The organism is Paenibacillus sp. OK060 (genome assembly GCF_900101205.1).
Lineage (GTDB): Bacteria > Bacillota > Bacilli > Paenibacillales > Paenibacillaceae > Paenibacillus > Paenibacillus marchantiae.
The window spans coordinates 254,298-275,321 of sequence record NZ_FNFR01000002.1 but is presented as its reverse complement, the minus strand read 5'-3'; the positions used below and the strand labels follow the sequence as shown (position 1 = coordinate 275,321).

The following is a 21,024-nucleotide window of genomic DNA, read 5'->3' as shown; positions in this document are numbered from 1 at the left end:
AGATAAGAAAAAGTACTTTATCCTGATGCCACCGATGTTAATAATTGGACTGTTTATAATGTATTTTCTTCCAGTAAATCAGAGAGCTTATGTATTCTTAGTTCCTATTGTATTTTGGTTGACGTACTATATCTGGGTATTTGTTGAAAGAAAAAAATATAAAAAAACAGAATAGAAATTATAGTTTGAGAGGTGTTAAAATGGTTTCGCATCAATTGCTTACTCACGATACAATTCTTGAATTATTGCCCCACATTAATACAGAACAGAATTTGCTTTTTTATAGTTATTTAACGCAACGTAAGGATAAGGCTCAATATGTTGGTCAATTTACGAATAGTCAACTTACAGCCGTATTAGCTTATTTTAGCGAACTATCCTTTCCTGCATTTTCTTTCTTCCGAGTTGAAGATCGTGATATCTTTTTTCCAGAACTCATTGCTTTTACAAGAGAAACGATCCAACTTGACGAAAGTGCTGTATGTGGCACGATACTCTGTCAACGGGATCTTGAACTTTTTCAATCCTTCGGTCTTATCAAAGGAATTCCTCAACGTTTTTTAACTATGAAACATCAGGATGAATCGAAACTCCTTGAATCTAACATTGCAAAAAAGATAAATGAAAATGATTATTCTAAGGTAATTGATTTTTTACATAGTGGGGAAATGAGGTTTTTCACAAGGAGTGAGTTAGTGGATTATCCTTTTCTTGGAATTAAGGAAAGTGAAGATTTCATAGCTGTGGGCGGATACCATTTTTATGACTCTCAGCTAGTAGAGCTTGGGAACATTGTTACCAGGTTAGATTACAGAGGAAGAGGATTAGCTAAACGCCTAACAAGTGAATTGACACACCTCGGTAAAAAACTGTCACCAGATGTCTATCTGGGCGTATTGGCAAATAACTTGCCTGCTGTTCGCTTATATGAAGGCTTGGGGTATCAAACAACAACGGAACTTTCTATTGTGAATTTTACTTTATCCACGACAAAAATATAGTCTTAATTATAGTCGCTATTTCAGCGGCTTTTTTGTTTTATCGGTATAAGTATTTAAAGGAATGGGCCTCTTTTGCCGTATATCGGCGTTTTCTTTGATCGCCGTAATTAAAAACATTTAAGCAAATACATGCGAATTGGGAATTAAATTCAGTATAACTTATTCCAGAAAAACGAATGAATACTTAATGTCATCTCTATATAGTTCGTAAATAACTGTGAACAATACGTTAATTCATTGACAATGAGTGTTATATTTATTAAAATTCGAAAGGGCATCAGGGTAAAGCAGATATGAGTATCCTTATCATTGGTTTAGAATCTTAGCTTTTTAATCCTAATGACGAATATAGGAGCGGTAATATTACAATCCTATTACGATGATTAGGATTTTTTTGTTTTTGCTCTGGAGAATAATTTGAAAGTTGGAGGCTGGCTTTAATCATGGACAATTGGTTCAAACTAAAAGAAAGAGGTACGACTGTTTCAACAGAGATCATCGCAGGGATCACGACTTTCTTCACAATGGTATACATAGTTATCGTAAACCCGGGAATACTCAGCAGCACAGGAATGGACTTTAACGGAGTATTCATTGCTACGGTGTTGGCGAGTATTGTGGCGACGCTGATTATGGGAATCGGGTCCAATTATCCGATTGTCATAGCGCCTGGCATGGGTCTGAATGCTTTCTTTGCCTATAGTGTAGTTGCTGGATATGGGGTGTCTTGGCAGGTTGCACTAGGAGCTGTATTTATAGCAGGGCTTTTGTTTATTATTTTATCGCTTACTTCATTTCGTTACATGCTGCTTGATGCCATTCCTGCGAGTCTTAAGCACGCGATAACAGCAGGGATTGGATTGTTTATTACAACGGTCGGCCTGCAAAATTCCGGGATTATTGCCGATTCAGAATCAAATTTGATTACGATCGGGAACTTGGCAGAGCCTATGACTTACCTGACCATTATCGGTTTGATTATCACGGTTGTGCTTATGGCTTACAATGTAAAAGGTTATCTGTTCATCGGAATGGTGGTAACAGCGGTTCTTGCCTGGATCATGGGACTATTTCAAATGCCGGAGTCAATTGTATCCTTGCCGCAAGGCCTCACGTCAACGGCTTTCCAACTGGATTTGGCAGGCGTATTCTCTAATGGTTTGTATACCATCATATTCACGTTCCTGTTGATCACGCTGTTTGATACGACGGGGACAATGCTCGGCGTTGCTGAACAAGCAGGACTGCTGAAGGAAGGTAAGTTTCCGCGCTCACGCGGCGCCCTATTGGCAGATGCTGTAGGGACTACGACTGGCGCTTTGCTCGGAACGAGCCCAACATCGGCTTATATCGAGTCCAGCACAGGGGTGGCTGCAGGAGGAAGAACAGGACTGACGGCGGTCACGGTAAGTGTACTGCTTGCTCTTACTTTGTTCTTTACACCTATCGTTAGTGTGATATCAGGTATCCCGGCGATTACTTCTCCGGCACTGATTATTGTGGGTTACTTTATGATTAGCGTAATCAGCAAAATCAATTGGAAGGATCTCGAAGAAACATTTCCTGCCTTTCTGATTATCATACTTACTCCATTGACGCACAGTATTGCGACAGGTATCGGTGTTGGATTCATTTTCTATCCGGTACTCAAGCTGCTTCGCGGAAAGGGCAAGGATGTTCATCCGATATTCTACATTTTTGCGGTATTGTTCTTCATCCAGCTTGTATTCCTGGACCACTAAGAAACGGTTTAATCCAAATAAGGAGAACTGCTTATATATAGGCAGTTCTCCTTATTTATATGTAACCCTCGGTTTAATCCTTTAGAGAAGAATTCTTCTTCGTATTTAATACCTCAAATGCTTCTATTAAAAAATCCATAGTATGCTTAGGCACCAACGACTCATAGGGTTTTACGTTTTTATACAGTTCTTCGTTATTTGCCTCGTCATTGAAAATGAGATTACGTAATGGAGTATCTGCAAATATGCCATGCAACTGCTGCTGTAGGAAAGGATGGTCTGGTTTAAGATCCTTTACGATAGCTCGATGGACAAGCAATAACAAATTATAAAGTTGTCCATCCAAGTACGTTTGCTTAGAGATGTCCTCTGGAAACACCTTATCAATATTATCTATAGAGACATACTTTTGAAGCAGCTTTTTTTGAGCCTCCTCAACACGCATGGAATTCATAAGAAGTATGAGTATTTCAGAGTTTATTCAAAACAAAGTTCTTGTACCAAACAGAGGGCAAGAACTTTGTCTCATAACTGATTAGGTGTATAAAATGATGAATATAATTATGCTTACGGGCAATTCTAACCTCTAGAATGAATGAATGAAGAAGTATCTAGGATGAGGAGGGGAAAGTTATGATCTACAAGCCAGCATTATTGATCATAGATGTACAAATCGGATCATTTATGAATCCTCTCTTTATACATAACAGTGAAAAATTATTAGATAATATCAAACAACTTATTACGTGGGCCCACATAAGTAAGATTCCAGTCATACTTACGCAGCATAATGGGAAATTAGGGTCGCTAACCTCAAAAAAATCCTCAGGGTGGAGTCTTCATCCCGCCTTACCCTTGATCGCTCAAGATGTGAAAATTGAAAAGGACTTTCCAGATTCATTTCAAGATACCACCCTTGAATCACATTTAAATCAGCTAGACGTTAATCAACTGATTGTCGCAGGAATTCAGACTGAGATATGTGTTGATGCTACATGTCGTAGAGCATTTAGCTTAGGATATGATGTTATTTTAGCCAAAGATGGTCACAGTACTGCGGACTCTTCCTTTTTAATTGCAGATCAAATCATTACACATCATAATATCCTTCTACAAAACTGGTTTGTTTCTTTAAGCGATACCCAGGATATCATAATGTCGATTTCACGATGAGACCCTTCGTGAACACCTTGCTGTGACGGATCTAAAACTTAAGGGCTTAGAGCAGTTTCGTGGAGAAATCGAGTCCCTTATTCATTATTTTGAGCAGTGGCTGCCGCGTTGGATGCTGGAATTTCTCATTTAAATACGGCTGATTTTTATAGCAGCGGACATAACGAAATGCTTATTGGCGAGGCACTTAAAGGCAGCCAAAGAGAGAAGGCTTTTTTAGCTGTAACGTTTGGAGCATTAGTGGCGCTAGACGGATTCATGTACGGCCTGGATGTTAGGCCTCAACATATAAAAAATTATCTGGCCTACACGCTAAAACGGTTAAACGTAGAATATATCGATCTTTATCAATCCGGTCTCTGGATGTCCAATTTATTAAAAGTGACCTGAAAAGAATTGAAGCCGCAATTCCAGAGAATGAAATAGCAGGTGGGAGTTTCCGCAGATGAATTTTAAAAATGGTGTTGTGGTTCGTCCGTAAGTTAATAGATAGTTCCAGACCTTGAGGGTGGTAAACTCTCAAGGTCTTTCTTATATTCTCTCACCCAGTATCGATGTTAAATATATTAAAACCTATTGTTTTTTGACTATTATCTAACGTTTTTGATCTAGGAATTATCTGGTGATTTACATAGAATTACAACTAATCGAGGATAGGTTCTACAAGAAGGGAAGAATGATATGGGAGCAAAAGTCACCCGCAAAAGAGTACGAACACGCTGGCGCAAGCATGACACCGAGCTCACGCTGCTCGTGCTTCCGACCACAATCTGGTACATTTTGTTCAGCTTCTTGCCGATGTTCGGTGTCATTATCGCTTTTAAGAATTTCAAGATTCACGGGAATTTTCTCAGTAATGTTATAAACAGCGACTGGATCGGGTTCAAAAACTTTGAATTCCTGTTCAGTTCGAACGACGTCTGGATCGTAATTCGCAATACAATCGGTTACAACATGATTTTTATTATTCTGGGTATCATCGTGCCTGTGTCACTTGCATTGATGGTTGGACAGCTGCACAGCCGCAAGGCAGCCAAGATCTATCAGACGATGATGTTTCTCCCGTATTTCCTATCTTGGGTTGTCGTTTCCGCGGTGCTTTGGGCATTCTTGAGCTATGACAAGGGGATTGCCAATCAAGTTCTGACCCATTTCAACCAGGATCCAAAAAATTGGTACATGGAACCATCGTATTGGCCTTATCTCCTTGTGTTTATGAACATGTGGAAGGGTCTCGGCTATGGGATGGTTGTCTACTTGGCGACAATCACAAGCATGGATTCAACGTATTACGAAGCCGCCGTCATTGATGGTGCCAGTAAGTGGCAGCAGACACGGTATATTACGCTGCCTTTAATGAAATTTGTTATCGTGCTGATGTTTATCCTGTCAGTCGGAGGCATCTTTTCCACGGATTTTGGTTTGTTCTTCCAAGTGCCGCGGGACTCCAATTCTCTCTACAACGTGACCACGACGGTCGATGTGCTTGTGTACAAACAACTCAAAACCGCGACGGTCGGGATGGCGTCCGCCTCTGCCTTCATGCAATCTGTACTGGGCTGCGGAATGATCCTATTCGCGAACTGGGTCGTTCGCAAAGTTGACCCAGAAAGCGCACTGATTTAGAGAGGAGGCAGGAAGATGTCAACACAATCAAGCTACGATTCCGGTCTTGAAAAGTTTAACCGAGTCGGCAAAGGAACGAACATTTTTTTTCACCTCATCTTTATCATTTTAGCTTTGTTATGCGTAGTCCCTATCGTCGTCGTGCTATCTATTTCACTGTCTAGCGAAGCATCCATTCGAGAGACCGGTTACCAACTCCTGCCGTCGGCATTCTCGGCTGAGTCCTACAACTATATCGTTAAGCAGGGCTCGATGATTGTACGTGCGCTCGGAGTCTCCGTATTCGTTACGGTAATAGGCACACTGATCGGCGTACTGCTCACCACTACGATGGGTTATGCATTGTCCCGTCCCCAATTTAAGCTAAAAGGACTTTTGACATGGATTGTGTTCATCCCGATGGTTTTTAACGGCGGTCTTGTCTCCAGCTATTACATCAATTCGACGATGTTGGGATTAAGCAATACAATCTGGGCGCTGATTTTACCATTAGCCGTTTCTTCCTTTAATGTCATCATCTGCAAAACTTTTTTCAAGACGACCATTCCGGACGGGCTGATCGAATCGGCTGAAATTGACGGAGCAGGTCAATTCCGCATCTTCTTCACAATCGTGCTCCCGATCTCACTGCCAGTTCTAGCGACGATTGGTCTGTTTCTCTGCTTCTCGTACTGGAATGACTGGTTTCAATCGATGTTGTATATTGACGACCAAAGCTTGTATTCGCTGCAGGCGCTACTGAACAGCCTGATGAGCAACGTTGATGCGCTGGCTAAAAACGCCTCGACGATGGGCATAAGCTACGCCGAGCTTGTCGCCACCATGCCCAAAGAATCGGCACGTATGGCTGTTGCGATCATTATTGTACTGCCCGTTGCTCTGGCCTACCCCTTCTTCCAGAAATACTTTATCTCCGGTTTGACGGTGGGTGCAGTTAAGGGATAAATCGAAATAAATCTGGAAATTTCAGGTTTATCATAATTTTTTCGCAGGATCGGTGCGTGTTAACTTAAGGGAGGGAATAGAGGAATGAGGACAAGGTTTAAAGCATGGATGAAAACTCCGCTTTTGATTGGAGTGGTAACGCTGGCTATCTTTGGTTTAACAGGCTGTTCCGGCTCAGACAACAATAACGCGTCAAACAACACGTCAGCGGAAAACTCAGGATCGAATGCAGGCGAAGGTTCCGGCGAGGTACCTACGCTGGTGTGGTGGACGATCGGCGGACAAGTGCCAGCCAATTTTGATAAGGCAATTGAGAAGATAAACGAATATACGGCAGAGAAGATTGGTGTAAAAATCGATCTCCGCGTTGCCAGTTGGGGCGATTGGGACACCAAGATCAATACGATTGTAAACTCCGGTGAAGCTTTCGACATTATGTTTACGAATAACGGAAAATACAGTCAACAGGTCAACATGGGCGCATTCACGGATATTACTGACCTTGTGCCAAGTACGGTACCGGACTTGCACAGCTATATCCCAGAATTGGTGTGGGATGGAACGAAAGTCGGTGGCAAGATTTACGCTGTTCCAACATATAAGGATTCTTCATTAACCCAGTACTGGGTGTTTGACGATGCGCTCGTGCAAAAGTACAATGTCGACCTCGGCAGCATCAAGACACTACAGGATCTGGACAAGCCATTCCGTGACTTCAAGGCTGGTGAAGGCAAAGGGTTCTATCCACTGTCCTTGACTCAAGGAGAGGGCATTAACGGTTTCTTTAATGACTATGACGATATGACTCTCGGCTTTCAGCCGATCGGCGTAAAGGCCGAAGATGAATCCCGTACAGTCGTTTCTGTTCTGGAACAACCGGATATACAGGGAAAACTGAAGCTCATGCATCAATGGTACAAGGACGGCATTATCAATCCGGATGCGCCAACCAAGATCGAGGCCGACCCTTATCGCCCGTTCTTCAGTGCGCAGGCGTTCCCTGGTGCAGAAGTGAATTGGCAGATCTCGGCGGGTATTGATAAATACGACATGGTTCAAATTCTAGGTCCGATCTATACAACCAGCACAATCCAGGGATCCATGAACGCAATCTCTGCCAACTCCAAGTACAAGGAAGAAGCGCTTAAATATCTGGAACTGGTAAACACCGACCCCAAGCTGCGCAATATGCTTGCTTATGGCGAAGAGGGTGTCGATTTCGATTATGTAAACGACAATACAGTTGAACGGAAAACGGATTCGTGGCCGCTGGCGGCCTATACACAAGGAACGTTCTTCAACATGGCTGTCACAAAAGGCGCACCTGAAGATCAGTGGGATCAGGTCCGCAAGCTGAATGAAGCAGCCACCTCATCTTCAATCCTTGGCTTTGCACTGGATATTAGCGAACTCGGCACTGAAGTAGCCAATGTGAAGGCTGTATGGAACAAATACAATTATGAGCTGATCACTGGCGCATCCGATCCGGAAAAAAAGATACCGCAAATTATAGAAGAGTTGAAGAAAGCTGGATTGGATAAGATTATGGAAGCCGCACAAGAACAGATCAACGCATATTTCAAATCATAATCCTTGAGACTTGAGACAATAACCCGAACGGAGCCGTTGTGGCCGTTCGGGTTTTCCAATCTTACTGGTGACATTTGCATTTAATTTGAGTTTATAACGGATTGATTTGTCCGACAAATAGCTATATGGTAAAACTATAAGTCTCAATATAATCCAACTGCTAAGGAGAGCTGCATGTTTTCCTTCTTTCAAATCAAAATCTACCGCCGCAAATTTATTGCTTACGCGATTTTTACGTTATTCATGGGTCTGATTTTAAGCGTATTGACCACATTTGTTTTGCTGCAGCAGTGGTTAGAGAATGCTCAGAATCAAGCGGCAGATGCATTCTCCCGGGTTGAAAGCATTCTTCAAAACGATGCTGAGCGGATCGAATCCTATTTACAGCGAGTTTACTCCAATAACGGTCTGGTGGCAGACGTTCGTTATTTTCTCGCCAACAGCGCGGAAGGTTATCTGACGGGAAGACTCCAGAACAGCCGCTATGATCAGCCTCTTGCATCGTTTCCAGAGGATGTGAAAGCTTTTCTCGGCAGTGGGCAGGAAGATATTATCCAGGTGAGTCTGCATACCGAGGAACGAGGCAACGTAGTACGTTTCGCCAGTAACGGTGCGACGAGCTTTTTGTTTAATCTGCCTAACACGGATGATATATTTCGAGAGACAATCCAAAGAGGTTTCGTGATCCGTAAGCAGCTGCTGGACGAAAATCAAATCTCACGCCAGCTCGGTGAGTTTCGTTTTTTGGTCAGTAGCGATGTATTATTCAAAGGCGTGCAGAACAATCAATGGATCGAAAACGGAGTCGTCAGCGCGGCTGGAGATGTCTATCTCATGGACGTTGGAGACAGAGCCACCCAGGAATTATTCATAAAGGCTGCTTCAAAAGAACGTACCAAGGGGTTTATGCAGTTAGGCAAGCTGGATCGCGCATTTTATGTGACCCATTCGTCCAATGCTTACGATTACCAATTGATTAGTATTGTAGACATGGCAGTGCTTTTCCGGCAAAAAGCCGGCATGCTGATTACCGTGTTCTTGATCTTTTTGGCAGCTATGGTCAGTTTTCTCCTGTTAATCGGATACAATCTTCGTGAAGACGCAGGTTTTTTGCAACGAATTATCTATTCCATCCAACGTGTAAAATCCGCCAATTTTACGCCAATCAGTCCGACCCGCTATCGAAAGAATGAGTACGGAATGATCGCGAGGGAACTCGACGATATGACGCATCAGCTCAACCAACATATTCGAACCGAGTACTTGCTAAAACTGAAACAGAAGGAAACAGAAATGAAAGCGCTTCAAAATCAAATTAACCCTCATTTTTTGTACAATACACTTGAAATAATCCGATCGTTTGCGTTGGCGGGCCGCGCGGTTGATACGGCTGAAGCGGTAGCTACACTGGGCTCGTTATATCGTGAAATCGTGAAGAACGAAGATATTATTCTGTTGGGCAGTGAGCTGGCTTTGCTTGAAAAATACTTAAAGATCATGGAATTTAAATATCCGGACAAATTCTATTATCAAATCAATGTGGACCAGGGACTGCTGGCTTTACCTACCGTTAAGTTCTGGATGCAGCCGCTCGCCGAGAACTTTTTAGTACACGGCTTCCATTCGGACCACGAATTTAATCTGCTTGTTGTGAATGGATTGGAAAATGCCCACTCATACGTATTGGAGATTGTAGACAATGGGAACTCGATCTCGGAAGATCGATTAGCTGATATCCGCCGCAATCTGTCTTTTGTCGGGGACTCGGCATCGGAGAGCATCGGCCTACGCAACGTTTATACACGGCTTCATTTTTTCTATGGGAAAGGCTTTACCATGCAAATTGAAAATAATGTGGAAGCTGGTGTCAAAGTTACCTTAACCATAGCGAAGGAGGCATAACGTATGTACAAACTTCTAATCGTTGATGACGAGCCGCTAATTCTGGAAGGAATCAAGCGAACGCTAGATTGGGAAATGCTTGGCTTCAGACAGATCGAGACCAGCGAAACCTATGGGGATGCGCTAACAAAGGCCGTGGAGTTTTGGCCGGACCTAGCAATCTTTGACGTTTGCATTGGCAAGGATCGCGGCTATAACGCCATTCACAAGCTTAATGAGCTCGGGCTCCCGACTACCTATATTATGATGAGCGGTTATGGTGAGTTCGAATACGCCCTGGAGGCTATTCATTGTGGGGTTAAGGATTATCTACTCAAACCCGTTGAGCGAGCAAAGCTTCAAGCTCTGATTGAACGAGTCATCGTCGAAAATTTGAACGGTACGCTGGAGGGAAGAAATCTGAGCCACCGTGATATAGACCCCATATTGGAAGTGCGCTACGACAGCTTATCCAAGCTAACCAACCGTATTTTGCTAATGGTTAAGGCTGAATACAATCAAAATCTTAATCTCAAAGAGTTGGCGAGCCGTTTTCGCATGAACGGAACCTATCTTGGACAGTTGTTTCTGAAGGAAACCAAGATGAAATTTTCGGAGTACCTTATGGCTTACCGGATGTTATGTGCGCGAGATCGTATTCAGGCTACAAACGAGAAGATATCGACGATTGCGCTTTCCGTCGGTTACGCCAATCTAAACTACTTTTACACGCATTTCCAAGCCTACTTCAGCAAATCGCCTTCCGATCTGCGGAGAAAGGAGTAGTTCAGAAATGATACATTCATGTATCTGGAATAGATTTATCAAGTCTGTCCTGATTACAACGATGTTGACGCTGCCTCTGTCCGGGTGTATCTCCATATCGGGCAAGAACGAGGAATTCGACAAAAATATCAACACAGTGAATCTGATTTATTATACGCTTGGCAATTCTGATCCGGATCTGAAGATGGTAAACGATAAAATCAATGAAGTGTTGGCTCAAAAAATCGGAATCACTATTACATATATCAAGATTGGTTGGCAGGAGTACAATGACCGGATCAATACGCTAATTTCGACGGGAACTCCTTTTGATATCGCTTTTACCACGGATTACTCAAGCTATGTTCAACGGGGAGCATGGCTGAGACTGGACAGCTACTTATCCAACTTCGGCAAGGATATGTACGACGCGATCGACCCCGTTCTCTGGCAGGGCGTTCGCATGGAAGACGGCGGCATCTACGGTGTGCCCACGAATAAGGAGCTTGCGGTCCGTATGCAATGGATGTATCCGGAGACGCTTGTCCAAAAGTATGACATTGATATTACGAAGTACAACAGCCTGGAATCTCTGGATCCGCTGTTCCAAATGATCAAGGAAAAGGAACCCTCCTATCAGTTGATGGAGATGGACAAGGATTCCCAGAACTTCTTCGCCATGTACGGTTACGAATATGTGCTGGACAAACCGCTACCGCTCATGGTGCGTTCTCTGGATCCCGACGCGCATGTGATCAATATATTTGAGGCCAAGGAAGCAAGGCAGGTGCTGGATACACTCCGCAGCTATTACGTCAAGGGTTACATCAATGAAGACGCGGCCCTGCGGGAGAGCCAAAATCTCAAACGCGAAGAACGGGTTTTCTGGAAATCTGCGGGAGGGGGACCACTTTCGGAAAACAGCTGGAGCAAGGATCGCGGCTATAAAGTTGTTGCTTATCCTGTGACCCCGCCACTAATCACGACGGAATCCGTTCGCGGCGGGATTATGGCAATAAACGCAAAGTCAGCGCACCCCGTTGAAAGCGTAAAGTTTTTGAATTTGCTCAACACGGACCCGGAGATCCGCAATCTGTTTAATTACGGTATTGAAGGTGTGCATTATACGTTGGACAAGAACGGGCAGGTGCTGCTGAAATCTTCGGGAGACAGCGGCAATGATCCGGTATCAGAAGTCGGCTATGAAGGTGTGCAATATACACAAGGAAACTGGTTCATTCTCAAAACGATCGGTGGAAAATATCCCGATCCGTTGGATAAGTGGGATCAGTACCGAGCAGCAAACGCGGAATACGTTACATCGAAGTTGCTCGGATTTACGCCGAATTTAACCAGTATGTCCATTCAGGTCAACCTCATAAAAATGGTTTGGGAAAAGTACTATCCAAGCCTGATGACCGGCAGTGTGGATGTGGACAGGGTACTGCCCAAATTTAATGAGGAGCTGAAGCAGGCAGGTCTGGACGAGGTGCGGACAGAAGTGCAGAGGCAACTTGACGTTTGGCGTGTTGATCAGATGCATGGCATTCACAGTGTTCGTCAAAAAGCTCACTAAATTATTTGCCAATTGAAAGGGTGTTCAGGATGTGGTATTTACTCCTTTGTAATTGAACGCTTGTATTTGTCTTTCGTTGTCGAGTAAGATGTAAGAGATTTTAAAATACCCAAATTAAATATCGGGAACAGGTGTCTGGTCGCAAACATTGCTTGTCGGCCAAACTTAAAAGGGAAGTCGGTGCGATGCCGACGCGGTCCCGCCACTGTGACGGAGGAGCAGGTAGCCTACTTAGCCACTGATTGAGATCAATCGGGAAGGCCGCTGCCATGTGACGATTCCGGAGCCAGGAGACCTGCCTGTTTCGACAGCACTGCTGTACCTACGGGAGATAGGAAGGTGTTAGATGAACCGTCATAATTTGCATAATTATGGAGGCGTCTTTCCCTATGCTTTTTCAGGGGAAAGACGTCTTTTTTGGTTGTCTACAGATGTCATGAGTACAGATGCCCACAAGGTTGTGGGTTATGAGGAGGGAGTCCATCAATGCGGTATGAATTAGTCCATTTTTTGTCTCACGTAGAAAATGAACAAACGATGATCAGAGTCATTCGAAATTTAAATGCCGATGCATATGGCGACCTGCTTCATCATCTGGAATATACATCTCCAGACACACAAGAGCGCTGGCAGAAGATACTACGAAAAGTACTAAGTTAGATTTGCTAGCAAGTAGGACATTATAGTACATTCTGGCTGGTAAAATCGATGCATAAAGAACGTAAGAAAAATCAATTGTCGAGGTAGAAAACGATTGTTCCAATTCAAAGTCGCTATTTTATAGCGGCTTTTTGTATTACTACGGTTAGCCAGTAATGTTAGTGAAGGCTTATACGTTTGCGCTATCCGCTGCTTAAAAGGTAATCTTTTGAAGACTCTTAAATGATTCTTTTATAATTTATTTGTTGATTAAATAGCATTTCCATTGAAAATAGCTGAACACGATCCATAATTTACAAGTTTACTAGAAACTTTTTCCTAAATCTAGCGTCTAATAGTATGACTTTTTGAGAGGATAACAATTACTTGGGAGCAGAAGGAGCCAAAGACAAAGCATGAATATGAAGAAGAAATTGTCCATTTTTACCGCTTTAGCCGTTTTTCAAGCATTTGCAGTCGGTTCAGTGAGTGCGCAATCAGCACCGCAAGATGACACAGCATCAGTAAATACGGCCAAAGTAGAATCGGTTGAGGTATTGAAGCAGGAGCAGCCGATCGCTGAGAGTGAAGTAAAGACAGGGAGCAATAATGCATCCACCAATACGCCGTCCACTAAAGGAAAAGAAACCGGAACTTTGACAGGCATTGAGGAAACACCCAAAACAGATATCGAGAAATCCGCCATTGATGGCGAAGGGTCGACTACAAACGAAACGAGTACGAAACCTGTAAACCAAGAGGGAACCCCCGAGGATGTTGAAACGCCAGCTACGCCAGCTCAAATAGAGCAACCATCTATTGATGGAAATTCTGCCGTAGCAGCAGGCGGCAATCTGACGTTGTACATGAATAGCAACAAAATGGAGCAGGATGGCAAAACGTATCTTGCTGGCCAGCCCATGACTGTAAAAAACGGCGTATCCTATGTTGCGATCCGTGCACTGGTGGACCGTGTGGGATACGGGGTCAAATACGATAATAAAACCAAAGAAACGATCATCATCAGTGGTGATAATGAGCTCCGATTCAAAACCAACAGCACGGTCTATACCGTAAATGGAGAGTCCAGAACGATGAAAGGCCCTGCTTATCAGCAAAAAAATACGTTCATGGTGCCGTTAACTTCCATTACTCAAGCTCTGAACATCACCTATAAAGTGAATCAGTCGGCTAAAACGGTTGTGCTGAATCTCAATACTAAACCCGTTGCAAGCTTTGTGATTTCCCAAAAGGAAATTTTTGCGGGCGATAAAGTGGACTATGTGACTTCTTCCAGTTCTCCAAATGGTCTGGATATCCTAGATGAACGCTGGACAGGTCGTCAGGAATCATTTGATCAAGCGGGTACATATACGATTTCATATCAAGTACAGGATTCCAATGGTCAATGGAGCGATCCCTATTCGATGACGATTCAAGTACTGAGTCCTAATCTTCCTCCTGTAGCCATGTTCACTACAGACAAGGAACAATATAAAATGGGCGAAAAAATAACATACATCGACCAAAGTACAGATGATGAAAACAGTATTGAAAAAACGGTATGGGAAAACAATTCGCTGGCCTTCTTTGAACCCGGTCCAAAAACGGTAACACTCACCGTTACTGACAATCACGGCGCGACGAACATGTACTCCAAAGTTATAACCATAACCAATGAGACATTATATTCATTTTCCGATTTCAATTTACTCTTCACGCCGGTAGGACAGAAATTCACCTTCAACGGTGGCGAAGTGACTTCTATGGAAAAAGTACCTTATACGTACAGGGATGAGCCAAGTCTGCTGATCCGCAGCAACAGTCCTGAAACGGTTAATACGGAAGGCATCGTATATAAAGAATCATCTTCAGGGCAGACCCGTTTCATGATTCATCATGTTAACAATACAGGCAAAAGAGTAAAAATGTATGTTATTGCAACCAATAACAACCCCAATCCGGCCGTATTCGAACAACAAAATATGGGCTTTGCCGGGCCTACACCGTATGCTACCGTAGCTGGGAAACTGTCGATTGATAAATGGTTCAAATCGATTCAGACCGGAGCCGATCAGAAGAAAGAAGTTATTCAACCTGGAGAAAGCAAACTGATTTTGACCGAGCTAAATAAAACTCCGATGAAAGAAGGACAAGTGATCTCACTCTATTCGGATGCTTATAGTGATTATTCCCTGGACTATAACGTTATCCTCGTCGAAGAAAATAAAGATCCGTTCGAGACTTTACCAATGCTACCTGTGCTTGATCGTGACGGTGTGCACAACCGTGGAACGTACCCGAATGCGACTCGTATCATTACGTATGATCAGCTAGTGGGAGTCAAACCTGCTCGTCTGCCACTGGGTGATAACGCAAGCGATCCCAATCTGGTTGGAACAGATCCAATGGCTTACACAGACGCATCCAACGCGGGTAATTTTGGCGTATTGTACAAAATCACGCTGAATAATGTGGCTCCGCGTACGTTAATCTCATTTAACCCTCGTGGAGGGAAATACTCAGGAGTGGCTCTAGTGAACAATCAGGTTGTATCCATTGCCGATGGTAACGTTGCTGTTAGCAATTCAAGTGAACAAAGCGTTCTTTACCGCACAGGGGCATATGGAGAGAGCGTAACGATTCTTTTCTCTGCCGCGCCAGGAAGCAACCTGCCGGTTAATCTACTTTTTACACCGCTCCCATCGGAGAAGTGATGAAGTTGTCTCTCATAAGCTAGAGCGGGAATGAATGATTGGGTTGGCGTATTAACTATCGAAAGAAGGACTCCATAAGGAGTCTTTTCTTTTCACTGGGGATATGAGGATATACGGGATGGATGCTGCTTAAAAAGCCACTATAGAACCGCTTATTTCTACTGAGGAGGAATCAAATTCCGATGAATGTAGTCGTCAAGTTGATACGTGAATTCAAGAAGCGCGATACCCGGCGTTTGTTGAAAGATTATCGAGACGAAGTGGAGCTTATCAGGAAACGGAATTTGGAAGCTTGGGAAGATCAGCGTCTACAAGTGGAATCCCTTCGGCTGCAAGAAGAAGCACGATCAGGCACGCATTTGGATGAGCTGCTTGTTGATGCTTATGCGTTAGTCTGCGAGGCTGCGAAGAGAACACTCGGATTACAGCCTTACGATGTCCAGATTATGGCTGCTATCGCTTTGCACGAGAGATTTTTGATCGAGCAGCATACCGGTGAAGGAAAAACACTCTCTGCTGTTATGCCTGCTTATCTCAACGCGTTGACAGGCGAAGGCGTTCATGTACTCACTTTTAACGACTACTTGGCAAATCGAGATGCGGAGTGGATGGGTCCGATCTACCGTTTCCTTGGGTTAACGGTAAGCTCGGTTCAAGCGGGCATGAGCCTGTTGGAGAAACGGGAAGCGTACGCCAAGGATATAACCTATGTTACGGCTAAAGAAGCAGGGTTCGATTATTTGCGTGACACAATAGCATTAAATGAAGCTGATACCGTACACCGTCCTTTCCACTACGTCATCGTCGACGAAGCGGATTCATTGCTTCTTGATGAAGCGCGGGTGCCGCTAGTCATTAGTGGCGATTCGAGCGCTTCCAAGAATGACGGTATTCTTTTCGCAGAAGTGGCCCGGCAGCTTCAGCCAGCAGAGCATTACGATTTTGACGAGTTCCAGCGGAACGTTTACTTGAATGATGCGGGTGCTGCGAAAGCGGAGTTGCTGCTGGGATGCGGCAATTTGTACGATAGCCATAATAGTCATTTGTTAACGTCATTGAATTGTGCGCTGCATGTGGAAGCGTTATTAAAAAAAGACGTCGATTACATCGTCCGGGATGGTGAAATTGAGTTAATCGAAGAACATACCGGCCGTGTGGCTGAGAACAGGTATTTGCCGGACGGGCTGCAAGCTGCACTGGTGGCGAAAGAAGGGTTGCAGTGGAAGGCCGGTGGTAGAATTCTCGGTACGATCACCATTCAACATTTCATTAGCCTGTATTCGGGAATTTGCGGAATGACGGCTACGGCGCTCGCTTCAGCAATGGAATTCGAAGATATCTATGCGCTGCAGGTCGTGCAAATTCCGCCGAACCAGCCAAACATACGGATAGACCACCAGCACCGAATTTACACCCATAAAGAAGCCAAATATAAGGCGCTTGTACAAGAAATCTCTTCCGTCCATAGGGTGGGACGCCCTATTCTTATTGGTACGTCAAGCGTCGAGGAGTCTGACATGCTGGCGGAGGCGCTTGCGATTGCCGGCGTATCTTGCCAGGTTCTGAATGCGAAAAACGATGCGAAAGAAGCCGAGATCATCGACAAAGCGGGAGAAATCGGGGCCATAACGGTATCTACGAATATGGCAGGACGCGGCGTCGACATTCGTCTCGGTGGAGGCAACCCAGCGCAGGCAGAAGTGGTTGCCAAGCTGGGCGGATTATACGTGATAGGTACATATGTGAACGAGAGCATGCGGATTGACAACCAGTTGCGCGGGCGTTCCGGCCGCCAAGGTGATCCGGGTGCTTCCGTATTCTATATAAGCCTGGAAGACGAGTTGATGCTTCGCTTCGGCATTCATAAATTGTTTCGTGCCCCCAGGCAGGACGAGGTTCTGAATGATCCGGCGCTCCGCAGCAAAATCGAGCATATTCAGCGCGTGATTATTGGCCAAAACTTCGATATTCAGCGGGAATTGAACGGTTATTCGGATATGGTGGAGGATCAGCGGCGAATCCTTTACGAGGAGCGGCTCGAAATATTGAAAGGCGAGAGGAAGATGAGTCCTTCAGAGCAGCGGGTACGGCTTTTTTATATCGACGAGTTCTGGGCTGACCATCTGGCATACGTTTCTTACATTCGCGAAAGCATCCATCTCGAGAGCATTACCAGTCGTAACCCGATCGACGAGTTTCATACGCAAATTACCCAGCATTCGAGCAAATTCCGGCTAAAATAGATCATGAGTCGGCGAATATGCTTAGAAAACTCGGAGGTTCGAATGATCCGGCGAAATGGGAACAGTTCGGTCTGAAGAGTCCTATTTCGACTCGGACTTATATGATCAACGATCAATACAGCCAAGATAAGCGCAGTTCATGGACCGGAACGACCGTATTGGCTTTTTGGGGCAGTAAGATGTTGAAGCTGGTACTGTGGCCGATATATAGGATGTCAAAATATTGATGGGAGCGTGACGATCGATGAACAACAGAGAACGGTTTTCGAGTCGGGTCGATTCGTATTTGAAATACCGCCCGAGCTATCCCAAAGAGGCTATTGACCATTTGTACGACGTCGTCGGTTTACGTGCGAACAGCAACATAGCAGACATCGGTTCAGGTACTGGGATCATCTCAAAGCTACTTCTGGAACGCGGAAGCTATGTTATCGCGGTCGAGCCAAATCAGGCAATGCGGGAAGCCGCCGAGCAAATGTTAGAAAGTAATCCGAAATTTCAGAGTACATCAGGTTCTGCAGAATCTACTGGGTTACCTGATGAGTCGGTTGATTTTATTGTCTGCGCTCAGGCGTTTCATTGGTTCGATCGCTCCGCAGCCCAAATGGAGTTTCGCAGAATTTTACGGCCAGGTGGGAGAGTAATACTCATCTGGAATTCACGTCTTACAAACGGTACTCCATTTCGTGAAGAGTACAATCAACTGCTTCATACATACGGAACCGACTACGAAAAAGTCAATCATAAAAATATTTCTAAGACGATTCTGCTCTCTTTTTTCAAGGAAGGTTCAATGCATGAAATGCGATTCAGAATGAGTCAGGAGTTCGATTTCGAGGGTTTGAAAGGCCGTTTGCTATCATCTTCCTACAGCCCTGTACCCGGGCATGCAAATTACGATCCTATGATGACAGAACTGCGGAATTTATTTGATAAAAATAATCAAGATGGTATTGTTGAATTCGATTATGAAACTGAGATTTTTTGGGGAGAAGTATAGATCAACAAAATGATACCCAGCTATATCATCAAGCTATAGCTGGGTATGTTTGTGGAGTTTACGTCCATAGAGCCTTTTAACGATTGTACGCCTAGATGTTGATTCGTTGCCTAAGTGATAAGTAGGCAACGACTTTTTGTTTATAAATGTCTAACACCATTAATCTAAACTATCCAAGAAGGCTAATTTTCTCTGAATATAAGTTCGAGTTGCTTTAGTATCAATCGTGTTCATATATCCATGAACTTCTTTGCTCTCATGGATATCAGGAATATATAAATCTGTCTTGACCCCTAATTCTTTTAAGCGGTTATAATAATCTTCAGCCTGATCTGTGAATGTCCCCGTGTTTCCATCCGTTATAAAAGTTGGAGGGAAATTACTCGTCGCTCTTGGTATTACATTTAAGGATTGTAAGATATCTTTATCAGCGCTAACCACCGGCTGACCAATGTATGCACTTCCTGATTGAGCGAAAATATAGTCAGTCACGATGTCTTCGGTTACGGTTCTATGGCCCCGACTAAAGTCAAGAATGGGTACTTCTAATACTAAAGCTTTGATATCCGTAAGCTCTATGACAGGATTAATATCGATTTCTTTCGCATACTCAGGGTTAGCTTGAATTGTCACAAAGTCTGCAGCGATAAATCCACCTGCGCTTCCCCCGCCAAAGATTACATTGTTCATATTAATTCCGTACTGTTTGCCATTTTGCTGCATATATTGCACCGCTTCTGATAATTGTTTTATGGGTGTAGGGTGTATATATTCTGGAGCTAAAGCATAATTTATGGTCACCACATTATAACCATGATCAACCATTAATTCATAATGATATAACATTGTATTTGAAGCCGCTCCTGCGTTAGGATCACCTCCAATTGAATCTCCCGCTATAAAGCCACCGCCGTGCACATAAAAGTATGTTGGACGTTCTTCATCCAATTGACCATCGGGTGTAATGATATTTAAAAAACTTCTTGGATACTTATCTCCATATTGAATATTCGTTGTTAACTGATATTTACCATCAATAGTTGTGGTAGTAGATGGTTCTGCTGTATAAGTATTTTCTGCTCCAGAACTGCTTTGCAAATATAAAGCAACTGGTTTTGGCGTAGCTGTAAATAATATTAATATGGATGTCCCCAACATTAAGACAAGGACGAGAACCCATTTGCTAATTCTCAACGTTAATGATTTGAAACTTCGATTCATTTTCTTATGCATGCCTAAGGCAAAAATAATTAATGCAAACCCGGTTACTGCAAATGAAACTTGTGCAACTACAAATAATCCGATTTTATCAAATATCATCCAGAAGATTTCAGTAGCTATAAACAAAGCCGAGATACCTAACCAGGCACGATAGATCTTTTCATTTAAGTGCTTCTTAACGACTAGAATATTAACTACAGACACAACCATGGCTACGATTCCTAATGGGATAAGATAATTGATAAAAAATGACTGTGACCAAGACAATAAGATCGTAATTAACCCTACAATAACTCCGTATAACCTCATACTAAATTTCATTTTTAACCATATCCTTCTTTATATTATTTAATTGTGTATCAATCACAGATAAATATTGGTTTAATTCCTCCAGCTCTTTAACAGTGAGCTTATTTCCTAAAGGCATCAATACAGCCAGTATTTTCTGTCTCTCTTCCAACACAATGTGCTGTCCTTTTTCTGTTAATTCAAGCCAGACCACGCGTTTATCTTTTTCATTGTACTCACGTTTAATTAATTCTTTATCCGTTAATCGATTCACGATAGCAGTAATAGAACTTTTTTTGACATTAAGTGCTTTAGCTAAAAAACTGGCTGTGCAATGATCAGTCGTATTAATGACATTCAATAAATTAAACTGGTCTGGAGTAACACTGCTATCTTTTGAAATATTCTTTTGAATAGATTGCATACTGATTGAAATTGATATTGCTCTCTGAGTATACAGATCAATATGTTGTTCTAATTGCTTTCTATCCATATCCATAGTTAATTGCTCCTTTACGAAATTAGTTTCATTGTCTAATGGTTAGACTGTGAAACTAATATTAACAGCATGTTTTTTGTAAGTCAACAATTGAAAAAAAGGCAAATGTTATTGTTGG

At 43.3% G+C, this 21,024-nt stretch carries 16 protein-coding genes, 1 pseudogene and 1 riboswitch; of the genes and pseudogenes, 14 read left to right on the top strand and 3 right to left on the bottom strand.

The genetic code is table 11. From position 1 onward, the window contains the following. Positions 1-200: 200 nt before the first annotated feature. Together BLS14_RS07555 and BLS14_RS07550 are read left to right on the top strand one after the other, a co-directional pair. Positions 201-1,001, top strand: a complete 801-nt coding sequence (locus BLS14_RS07555) for a GNAT family N-acetyltransferase (RefSeq protein ID WP_090950659.1) — start codon at positions 201-203, stop codon at positions 999-1,001. Between the two features lie 443 nt (positions 1,002-1,444). After that, positions 1,445-2,743 (top strand): NCS2 family permease, encoded by a 1,299-nt coding sequence (locus tag BLS14_RS07550; protein ID WP_063563691.1) that lies wholly within the window; start codon positions 1,445-1,447, stop codon positions 2,741-2,743. A gap of 73 nt (positions 2,744-2,816) precedes the next feature. On the opposite strand, the gene BLS14_RS07545 is transcribed toward BLS14_RS07550, so the two are convergent. After that, the gene (locus BLS14_RS07545) at positions 2,817-3,197 is read right to left on the bottom strand and encodes a hypothetical protein (RefSeq protein WP_090950656.1); all 381 of its coding nucleotides are present in this window, start codon (positions 3,195-3,197) and stop codon (positions 2,817-2,819) included. A 179-nt stretch (positions 3,198-3,376) separates the two neighbouring features. Between BLS14_RS07545 and BLS14_RS07540 the strand changes: the two genes are divergently transcribed. The 12 genes and pseudogenes from BLS14_RS07540 (at position 3,377) to BLS14_RS07490 (ending at position 18,898) form a co-directional block, all read left to right on the top strand. Next, positions 3,377-3,916, top strand: coding sequence for a cysteine hydrolase family protein (locus tag BLS14_RS07540; protein ID WP_090950653.1), 540 nt, complete (start codon positions 3,377-3,379; stop codon positions 3,914-3,916). A gap of 96 nt (positions 3,917-4,012) precedes the next feature. Continuing rightward, a complete protein-coding gene (locus tag BLS14_RS07535; RefSeq protein WP_256336261.1) occupies positions 4,013-4,306 on the top strand; it encodes an aldo/keto reductase in 294 nt (97 codons plus the stop codon). 291 nt (positions 4,307-4,597) lie between these two features. Further along, positions 4,598-5,542, top strand: a complete 945-nt coding sequence (locus BLS14_RS07530) for an ABC transporter permease (protein ID WP_090806770.1) — start codon at positions 4,598-4,600, stop codon at positions 5,540-5,542. 15 nt (positions 5,543-5,557) lie between these two features. After that, positions 5,558-6,487, top strand: coding sequence for a carbohydrate ABC transporter permease (locus BLS14_RS07525; protein ID WP_063563695.1), 930 nt, complete (start codon positions 5,558-5,560; stop codon positions 6,485-6,487). Between the two features lie 84 nt (positions 6,488-6,571). Continuing rightward, positions 6,572-8,077 carry an ABC transporter substrate-binding protein gene (locus BLS14_RS07520; protein ID WP_256336260.1) on the top strand — a complete coding sequence of 502 codons (1,506 nt, stop codon included), beginning with the start codon at positions 6,572-6,574 and terminating at the stop codon, positions 8,075-8,077. Between the two features lie 174 nt (positions 8,078-8,251). Then, the gene (locus BLS14_RS07515) at positions 8,252-9,979 is read left to right on the top strand and encodes a sensor histidine kinase (protein ID WP_090950651.1); all 1,728 of its coding nucleotides are present in this window, start codon (positions 8,252-8,254) and stop codon (positions 9,977-9,979) included. Positions 9,980-9,982: 3 nt separating this feature from the next. Then, positions 9,983-10,744 carry a response regulator transcription factor gene (locus BLS14_RS07510; protein WP_064637670.1) on the top strand — a complete coding sequence of 254 codons (762 nt, stop codon included), beginning with the start codon at positions 9,983-9,985 and terminating at the stop codon, positions 10,742-10,744. Between the two features lie 7 nt (positions 10,745-10,751). After that, on the top strand, positions 10,752-12,299 hold the full coding sequence (locus tag BLS14_RS07505; protein WP_090950648.1) for an ABC transporter substrate-binding protein: 1,548 nt from the start codon (positions 10,752-10,754) through the stop codon (positions 12,297-12,299). 112 nt (positions 12,300-12,411) lie between these two features. Continuing rightward, a riboswitch (cobalamin riboswitch) is annotated at positions 12,412-12,617 on the top strand. 168 nt (positions 12,618-12,785) lie between these two features. Continuing rightward, positions 12,786-12,959, top strand: coding sequence for a hypothetical protein (locus BLS14_RS32505; RefSeq protein ID WP_161490550.1), 174 nt, complete (start codon positions 12,786-12,788; stop codon positions 12,957-12,959). A 395-nt stretch (positions 12,960-13,354) separates the two neighbouring features. Continuing rightward, entirely contained in the window at positions 13,355-15,655 is a 2,301-nt protein-coding gene (locus BLS14_RS07500; protein WP_090950644.1) for a stalk domain-containing protein, read from the top strand. Positions 15,656-15,837: 182 nt separating this feature from the next. After that, positions 15,838-18,125: pseudogene (locus BLS14_RS07495) on the top strand (DEAD/DEAH box helicase). A 17-nt stretch (positions 18,126-18,142) separates the two neighbouring features. Further along, on the top strand, positions 18,143-18,898 hold the full coding sequence (locus tag BLS14_RS07490) for a class I SAM-dependent methyltransferase (RefSeq protein WP_090950641.1): 756 nt from the start codon (positions 18,143-18,145) through the stop codon (positions 18,896-18,898). 159 nt (positions 18,899-19,057) lie between these two features. Here the strand turns inward: BLS14_RS07490 and BLS14_RS07485 are convergent, their stop codons facing one another. After that, the gene (locus BLS14_RS07485; protein WP_090950638.1) at positions 19,058-20,440 is read right to left on the bottom strand and encodes an alpha/beta hydrolase; all 1,383 of its coding nucleotides are present in this window, start codon (positions 20,438-20,440) and stop codon (positions 19,058-19,060) included. After that, a complete protein-coding gene (locus BLS14_RS07480) occupies positions 20,430-20,906 on the bottom strand; it encodes a MarR family winged helix-turn-helix transcriptional regulator (RefSeq protein ID WP_063563706.1) in 477 nt (158 codons plus the stop codon). The genes BLS14_RS07485 and BLS14_RS07480 overlap by 11 nt, the downstream gene beginning before the upstream one ends. Positions 20,907-21,024 lie beyond the last annotated feature (118 nt).

Bases quoted from the DNA above. Each gene is read 5' to 3' on its own strand.
- BLS14_RS07510 (WP_064637670.1), top strand. From the start codon at position 9,983: ATGTACAAACTTCTAATCGTTGATGACGAGCCGCTAATTCTGGAAGGA.
- BLS14_RS07505 (WP_090950648.1), top strand. From the start codon at position 10,752: ATGATACATTCATGTATCTGGAATAGATTTATCAAGTCTGTCCTGATT.
- BLS14_RS07490 (WP_090950641.1), top strand. From the start codon at position 18,143: ATGAACAACAGAGAACGGTTTTCGAGTCGGGTCGATTCGTATTTGAAA.
- BLS14_RS07520 (WP_256336260.1), top strand. From the start codon at position 6,572: ATGAGGACAAGGTTTAAAGCATGGATGAAAACTCCGCTTTTGATTGGA.
- BLS14_RS07555 (WP_090950659.1), top strand. From the start codon at position 201: ATGGTTTCGCATCAATTGCTTACTCACGATACAATTCTTGAATTATTG.
- BLS14_RS07545 (WP_090950656.1), bottom strand. From the start codon at position 3,197: ATGAATTCCATGCGTGTTGAGGAGGCTCAAAAAAAGCTGCTTCAAAAG.
- BLS14_RS32505 (WP_161490550.1), top strand. From the start codon at position 12,786: ATGCGGTATGAATTAGTCCATTTTTTGTCTCACGTAGAAAATGAACAA.
- BLS14_RS07525 (WP_063563695.1), top strand. From the start codon at position 5,558: ATGTCAACACAATCAAGCTACGATTCCGGTCTTGAAAAGTTTAACCGA.
- BLS14_RS07540 (WP_090950653.1), top strand. From the start codon at position 3,377: ATGATCTACAAGCCAGCATTATTGATCATAGATGTACAAATCGGATCA.
- BLS14_RS07480 (WP_063563706.1), bottom strand. From the start codon at position 20,906: ATGGATATGGATAGAAAGCAATTAGAACAACATATTGATCTGTATACT.
- BLS14_RS07485 (WP_090950638.1), bottom strand. From the start codon at position 20,440: ATGAAATTTAGTATGAGGTTATACGGAGTTATTGTAGGGTTAATTACG.
- BLS14_RS07515 (WP_090950651.1), top strand. From the start codon at position 8,252: ATGTTTTCCTTCTTTCAAATCAAAATCTACCGCCGCAAATTTATTGCT.
- BLS14_RS07550 (WP_063563691.1), top strand. From the start codon at position 1,445: ATGGACAATTGGTTCAAACTAAAAGAAAGAGGTACGACTGTTTCAACA.
- BLS14_RS07500 (WP_090950644.1), top strand. From the start codon at position 13,355: ATGAATATGAAGAAGAAATTGTCCATTTTTACCGCTTTAGCCGTTTTT.
- BLS14_RS07530 (WP_090806770.1), top strand. From the start codon at position 4,598: ATGGGAGCAAAAGTCACCCGCAAAAGAGTACGAACACGCTGGCGCAAG.